The organism is Nocardia sp. CC201C (assembly GCF_030010695.1).
Classification (GTDB): domain Bacteria; phylum Actinomycetota; class Actinomycetes; order Mycobacteriales; family Mycobacteriaceae; genus Nocardia; species Nocardia otitidiscaviarum.
Genome location: NZ_JASCXP010000548.1, coordinates 1 through 3,964 on the forward strand (window position 1 = coordinate 1; position 3,964 = coordinate 3,964).

Here is a 3,964-nt window from a genome sequence, read left to right on the forward strand (position 1 = left end):
GCCGCCGTCAAGCCGGTGCTCGAACCCCTCGCGACCGTCCATCGCGAGCTGTATCCGAAGGCCAACCTGCAGCTGTTGCAGCGCGCCTTCGACGTGGCCGACGAGAAGCACGCGCATCAGTTCCGCAAATCCGGCGATCCGTACATCACCCATCCGCTGGCGGTGGCCAACATCCTGGCCGAGCTGGGCATGGACACCACCACGCTGGTGGCCGCACTGCTGCACGACACCGTCGAGGACACCGGCTACTCCCTCGACGAGCTGACCAACGAATTCGGTCAGGAGGTCGCGCACCTGGTCGACGGCGTCACCAAGCTGGACAAGGTGAACCTGGGTGCGGCCGCCGAGGCCGAGACCATTCGCAAGATGATCATCGCCATGGCCCGCGACCCGCGCGTGCTGGTGATCAAGGTGGCCGACCGGCTGCACAATATGCGCACCATGCGGTTCCTGCCGCCGGAGAAGCAGGCCAAGAAGGCCCGCGAAACCCTCGAGGTCATCGCGCCGCTGGCGCACCGGCTCGGTATGGCGACCGTCAAATGGGAGCTGGAGGATCTCGCCTTCGCGATCCTGCACCCCAAGAAGTACGACGAGATCGTGCGCCTGGTCGCCGACCGCGCGCCCTCCCGCGACACCTACCTGGCCAAGGTGCGCGCCGAGATCGTCAACACCCTCGCCGCCAGCCGGATCAATGCCATCGTCGAGGGCCGCCCCAAGCACTACTGGTCGATCTACCAGAAGATGATCGTCAAGGGTAAGGACTTCGACGACATCCACGATCTGGTCGGCATCCGCATCCTCTGCGACGAGGTGCGCGACTGCTATGCCGCGGTCGGTGTGGTGCACTCGCTGTGGCAGCCGATGGCGGGCCGGTTCAAGGACTACATCGCCCAGCCGCGCTACGGCGTCTACCAGTCGCTGCACACCACCGTGGTCGGCCCGGACGGCAAACCCCTGGAGGTGCAGATCCGCACCCAGGACATGCACCGGACCGCCGAGTTCGGCATCGCCGCGCACTGGCGGTACAAGGAGACCAAGGGCAAACACTCCAATGATTCGACCGAGGTCGATGACATGGCGTGGATGCGGCAGCTGCTGGACTGGCAGCGGGAGGCCGCCGACCCGGCCGAGTTCCTGGAGTCACTGCGCTTCGATCTGAAATCGCCCGAGATCTTCGTGTTCACCCCCAAGGGCGATGTGATCACGCTGCCGCAGAAGTCCACCCCGGTGGATTTCGCCTACGCCGTGCACACCGAGGTCGGCCACCGCTGTATCGGTGCCCGCGTGAACGGCCGCCTGGTCGCGCTGGAACGGCAGCTGGAGAACGGTGAGGTCGTCGAGATCTTCACCTCCAAGGCGCAGAACGCCGGACCCAGCCGCGACTGGCAGAACTTCGTGGTCTCCCCGCGCGCCAAGGCCAAGATCCGGCAGTGGTTCGCCAAGGAGCGCCGCGAAGAGGCCCTGGAAGCGGGCAAGGAGGCCATCAGCAAGGAGGTCCGGCGTTCGGGCCTGCCGTTGCAGCGCCTGATGAGCGCCGACGCCATGTCGGCGCTGGCCCACGAACTGCACTACCCGGATATCTCGGCGCTCTACGCCGCGGTCGGCGAGAGCCAGGTGTCGGCGCACCATGTGGTGCAGCGACTCATGGCCCAACTCGGCGGCGTCGGCGATGTGGAGAACGAACTCGCCGAACGGTCCACGCCCTCCACGGTTCCGGCGCGCCAGCGTGGCACCGGTGACGCGGGTGTGGAGATTCCGGGCGCGTCCGGCACGGTGGCCAAGCTGGCCAAGTGCTGCACCCCGGTGCCGGGTGACGAGATCATGGGCTTCGTGACCCGCGGCGGTGCGGTGTCGGTGCACCGCACCGACTGCACCAATGCCGACTCGCTGCGCAGCGAGCCGGAACGCATCATCGAGGTGAAATGGGCTCCGTCCCCGTCCTCGGTCTTCCTGGTCGCCATCCAGATCGAGGCCCTGGATCGCACCCGGCTGCTCTCCGACGTCACCAAGGTGCTCGCCGACGAGAAGGTCAATATCCTCTCCGCCTCGGTCATGACCTCCGGTGACCGGGTGGCCATCTCCAAGTTCACCTTCGAGATGGGCGACCCCAAACATCTCGGCCACCTGCTCAACGTGGTCCGCAATGTGGAGGGCGTCTACGACGTCTACCGCGTCACCTCCGCGGCCTGACCTCCCGAGGGTCCCGGGGGCGGCGCCAGCTAGGCTGGCTCGTCCCCCGGAACGAGGAGAGTTCATGACGACGTTCGAGAATGTCACCGTCACCAAGAAGGCCAATGTCTACTTCGACGGCAAATGCCTCAGCCACGACATCGAGTTGGCCGACGGCACCCGCAAGTCCGTGGGGACGATCCTCCCGGCCACGCTGACATTCGACACCGGCGCGCCCGAGGTCATGGAGTTGCTGGACGGGGAGTGCCGGATCACCCTCGCCGGGGCGAGCGAGGCCGTCACCTACCGGGGTGGGCAGTCCTTCGACGTGCCCGCGAACAGCTCCTTCCAGATCGAGGTGCTCTCGCCGGTGCACTACGTCTGCCACTACGGCTGACCGTCAACGCACCCCGGCCGGTGCGGGACGGGACACATTGTCCGCCCCGAGCGGCCGGGGTGAGCTATAGTGCTGGAGTCGAGTACTGATCTTGTACTCCTTTCCGTCGTGGATGTCTTTCTTTCGTGCACCGCTGCGGTCACCCCAGATGCTCGAAAGGCACCCCGAATACCCATGACGACTCGTTCATCGAGCCCTGCCACGACCTTCGCCGCGCTCGGCCTGCGCACCGACCTGATCGACGCGCTGACCGCGAACGGGATCACCGCGCCCTTCCCGATTCAGGCGGCCACGCTGCCCGACACCCTCGTGGGTCGCGACGTGCTGGCGCGCGGTAAGACCGGCAGCGGTAAAACCCTCGCCTTCTCCATTCCGATGGTGCACCGGCTCGCCGGTGTGGCGGTCACGCCCGCGCGCCCGGCCGGGCTGATCCTGGCCCCCACGCGCGAGCTGGCGACCCAGATCGCCGCCACCCTGGAACCCATGGCCACCGCGTGCGGGCTGCGGGTGACGACCATCTTCGGTGGCGTCCCGCAGAATCGGCAGGCGCGTGCGCTGAAGACCGCGCAGATCGTGGTGGCCTGCCCCGGCCGCCTCGAGGACCTCATGAAGCAGGGCCTGGTCTCGTTGGACGCGGTGCGCATCACCGTGCTCGACGAGGCCGACCATATGGCCGATCTCGGCTTCCTACCCGGCGTGACCCGTATTCTCGCGGCCACTCCGGATACCGGTCAGCGGCTGCTGTTCTCCGCCACCCTGGACAACGGCGTGAACAAACTGGTTAAACGCTTCCTGCGAAATCCGCTGTCGCACAGCGTGGATGAGGCGCATTCGCCGGTTCCGGCCATGACCCACCACATCTTCGAGGTCTCCGACGCCGGCGCCAAACGCGATCTGGTGCAGGTGCTGGCCTCCGGCACCGGCCGCCGCATCCTGTTCATGCGCACCAAACACCACGCCCGCCGCCTGGCCAAACAGCTGACGGCCGTTGGCATTCCCGCCACCGACCTGCACGGCAACCTCTCCCAGGCGGTGCGCGACCGCAACCTCGCCGCCTTCGCCGCGGGTACCGCGCGCGTGCTGGTCGCCACCGATATCGCCGCCCGCGGTGTGCACGTGGACGACGTGGAACTGGTCGTCCACGTGGACCCGCCCGCCGAACACAAGGCGTACCTGCATCGTTCCGGTCGCACCGCCCGCGCGGGCAGCTCCGGCGATGTGGTGACCGTGGTCCTGCCCGAGCAGCGCCGCGACGTCGCAGCCCTGCTCCGCAAGGCGGCCATCACCGCCACCCCGCAACGGGTGACCGGGAATTCGGCCGAGGTGACCACCCTGGTCGGCCCCATCGCCCCGCTGGTGACCGCCCGCCCCGAGCCCGCCGCGACATCGCCGGAACGC

General features: G+C 67.6%; 3 protein-coding genes. All 3 read left to right on the forward strand.

What is annotated here, in order from left to right; genetic code table 11:
- Positions 1 to 2,190: RelA/SpoT family protein (locus QK444_RS33745; RefSeq protein ID WP_282786077.1), on the forward strand; the 2,190-nt coding region annotated here is incomplete at its 5' end.
- Positions 2,191 to 2,254: 64 nt separating this feature from the next.
- Complete coding sequence (locus QK444_RS33750; protein WP_143981584.1) at positions 2,255 to 2,566, forward strand: pyrimidine/purine nucleoside phosphorylase; 312 nt, start codon at positions 2,255 to 2,257, stop codon at positions 2,564 to 2,566.
- A gap of 174 nt (positions 2,567 to 2,740) precedes the next feature.
- A partial coding sequence (locus QK444_RS33755) for a DEAD/DEAH box helicase (protein ID WP_282786078.1) occupies positions 2,741 to 3,964 on the forward strand: 1,224 nt, incomplete at its 3' end.